The organism is Micromonospora sp. 4G55 (assembly GCF_016803375.1).
In genome coordinates this window covers 1-2787 of the sequence record NZ_JAEVHN010000750.1, presented here as the reverse complement: position 1 = coordinate 2787, position 2787 = coordinate 1, and the positions used below count along the sequence as shown (strand labels likewise).

4 protein-coding genes are annotated in these 2787 nt (G+C 72.3%); all 4 read right to left on the bottom strand.

Annotation, left to right across the window (positions count from 1 at the left end):
- On the bottom strand, nucleotides 1-1253 hold a 1253-nt coding region (locus JNW89_RS33535; RefSeq protein WP_238452098.1), incomplete at its 3' end, for a styrene monooxygenase/indole monooxygenase family protein.
- Nucleotides 1254-1275: 22 nt separating this feature from the next.
- Nucleotides 1276-1863, bottom strand: a complete 588-nt coding sequence (locus JNW89_RS33530) for an ATP/GTP-binding protein (protein WP_238452097.1) — start codon at nucleotides 1861-1863, stop codon at nucleotides 1276-1278.
- Complete coding sequence (locus JNW89_RS33525; protein WP_238452096.1) at nucleotides 1841-2185, bottom strand: DUF742 domain-containing protein; 345 nt, start codon at nucleotides 2183-2185, stop codon at nucleotides 1841-1843. Before JNW89_RS33525 ends, JNW89_RS33530 begins: the two co-directional genes overlap by 23 nt.
- Nucleotides 2186-2212: 27 nt before the next feature.
- Nucleotides 2213-2674 carry a roadblock/LC7 domain-containing protein gene (locus tag JNW89_RS33520; protein WP_238452095.1) on the bottom strand — a complete coding sequence of 154 codons (462 nt, stop codon included), beginning with the start codon at nucleotides 2672-2674 and terminating at the stop codon, nucleotides 2213-2215.
- Nucleotides 2675-2787 lie beyond the last annotated feature (113 nt).

Genomic DNA, 2787 nt, shown 5'->3' with positions numbered 1-2787 from the left:
GGGGCCGGCGGGTCAGCCGCGGCCACCGCGGCCAGGTAGCGCTGCGCGCGGTCCGGCGCCATGAACCAGTCGTCCAGGTCGTTCGGGTCGCAGAAGCCATTGGCGAACCGGCGGGCGATGGTGGGACTGGTCGCGGCGGCGCCGAGGATCTGCTGCACGTGCGGGGGCAACGGTTGGAGCATGGCGTTGGTCCAGTGGGTGACCGCCTGTCCCGTGTCGGCCCAGAACCGCTCGAACGTCCGCCCCATCCACTCCCGGTCGAAGGGCTGGTCGGCCCGCTCCAGGATCGACCGCAGGTACGCGTCGGCGCATTTCGCGGCGGTGTTGCTGCCCTGGCCGGTGATCGGATCGTTGGCGATCACCACGTCGGCCATGCCGAGGACGGCGCCCCCCGAGGGAAGCTCTCCGACCGGGTGGCGGACCGTGGGGGTGTATCGGCCGGAAAGGGTGGCCCGCCCGTCGGTCAGCTCCACCTCGGCGCACCGCTCGTGGATCCACGGCGTGTACTGCCGGGCCAGCTCCAGGGTCAGGCTGAGGTGCTCGGCCGGATCCCGCCGGTCCTGCCACAGGTCCAGCGGTCCGCCCGGCACCGCCTCCCAGAACAGGATGTCGCACGGTCCGGAGAGGGTGAGCGCGGGAATGACGAAGAGTTCCCCGAGCCCGGGCACCGCGTTGAAGCTGACGTGCGGCTCCGGCCACAGCGGGTCCGGCGTCATGCCGTGCACGTACGCGACGGCCAACCCGCGCTGCGGCGTCGCGTACACCGACCGCTGCGGGTCGCGGTCGAAGACACCCACCAGATCGCCCTTGCCGGCCGCCACGACGGTCAGGTCGTAGCGGCCGAGCCGGGTCAGCCCGTCCAGGTCGGCCGTGGTCACGCCCTGGTAGTACACCGTGCCGCCACGCTGCTCGAACAGCTCCAGCCAGGCGGCCATCTTCAGCCGCTGGTCGGTGCTCTGCGCGGGATCGTCCAGCGGGCAGGGGATGCGCAGCGCCCGCTCGCCGGGCGGCGCCGACAGCGACACGTGCAGCCCCTGGATCTGCGGCGTCTGCTCCGCCCAGAGGTCCAGGCCGTACCGGCGTTCGGTGTGCAGGGCAGCGGCGAACATGGCCTGCGTGCTCATCACCCAGCCACGGCGGATCTCGTCGGGTGTTCGGGCCGACATGATGGTCACGTCGTAGCCCTCGGCGAGCAGGCCGAGTCCGAGCTGCAGTCCGGACTGGCCGGCCCCGACGATCAGGATTCTGCGCATCTGTACCTCCAGGGTGGGTGAGCTACCGGGCCGCGCCGGCGGTGCTGGCCATGGTGTGCTCCACGACCGTCACCAGCGCCCGCGCGACCGACGAGGGGTCCCGCACGTCGCACGCGATCACGGGAACGTGGGGGGACAGTCCGAGGGCCGCCCGGACGTCGTCCAGGCGGTGGGTCAGTACGCCGTCGAACAGGTTGACGCAGACCACGAACGGCAGGTCGGTGTCCTGCTCGAAATAGTTGACCGCGGGGAAGGACGCCTCCAGGCGTCGGGTGTCGGCCAGGACGAGGGCTCCCACCGCGCCGCGACACAGGTCGTCCCACATCGGCCAGAACCGGGGCTGGCCGGGCGTGCCGAACAGGTACAGCACCAGGTCCCCGCCGATGGTCAGCCGGCCGAAGTCCATCGCCACGGTGGTGGTCGTCTTGTCGATCCCCGGATCGAGCCGGTCCACGGTCTCGCTGGCCGCCGTCATCCACGCCTCGGTGTTGATCGGCGGGATCTCGGAGATGGACTGCACGCACGTCGTCTTGCCGACCCCGAAGCCGCCGGCAATGACGATCTTCGCGGAGGTCGGCAGGGGGTGGTCAGGCGAGCTGACGGAGGCCATCGCGGAGTCTCTCCAGAAGGCGGTGGTCGAACGGGGAGGCGGCGGTGTCGCCGTGGATGCGCAGTCGGTCGGTGGCGGCGAGGTCGTCGACGACCACCCGGGTCACCCCCAGGGACATGCCGCAGACCGCGGACAGTTCGGCGACCGACCGGGTCGTGCGCGCGTGCTCGTAGAGCGACCGTGGCTCCGGCAGCAGGCCCGAGGCGAACACGGCGTCGTAGTACGGCACCGACACCAGGGTGTGCACCAGCAGGTGCTGCCTGGTGCGGGTGCGCCCTCCGGTGAGCACGTAGGGCCGCACCTTCCAGTACGGGGTGGGCATGGTGGAGACTCCTTGGGCTCCGGAGGGTCAGCGGGCCGGCTGGCCGGCGGTGTGGCGGTGCAACTCGCTACGGACCTGCGGGGTGAGCGCGTGCCGGACGGCTCCGACGAACTGCGTCATCCGGTAGGCGACGACGCGGAGGTCGCAGCCGGCCGTGGCGGCCACGGCCAGGCCCGCCGACTCGCCCACCCGCATGAACAGCAGGTGCCCGTGGGGCAGCCGGACCGTGAGGTACTCCGACGTGCCCAGGTCGAGCAGGGCGCCGCTGCGGTCGGCGATGCTGAGCAGCCCGGAGGTCAGGGCGGCGAGCTGGTCGCCGAGATCGCGGGGCACCCGACCGGACGCAGCGAGCTGGAGCCCGTCGAGGGAGACGAGCACCGCGTGGGTGACGCCGGGTACGTCGTCGGCGAACTGGCGGACCAGCCAGGCGCAGTCCGGCGGGCTCTGGCCGGCGGCCGGCTGGTGGCGTGCGTCGAGGGGTGGGGTCATCAGGGCTGTCCTTCGTCGAGGGTGGCTGGTCCGGCGTCGCCGACCCCGGCGGCGAAGGCCGCCGTCTCGTCCGGCCAGGCAGATTCGCCAGGCGGCGGGGCCGGGGGCTGCGG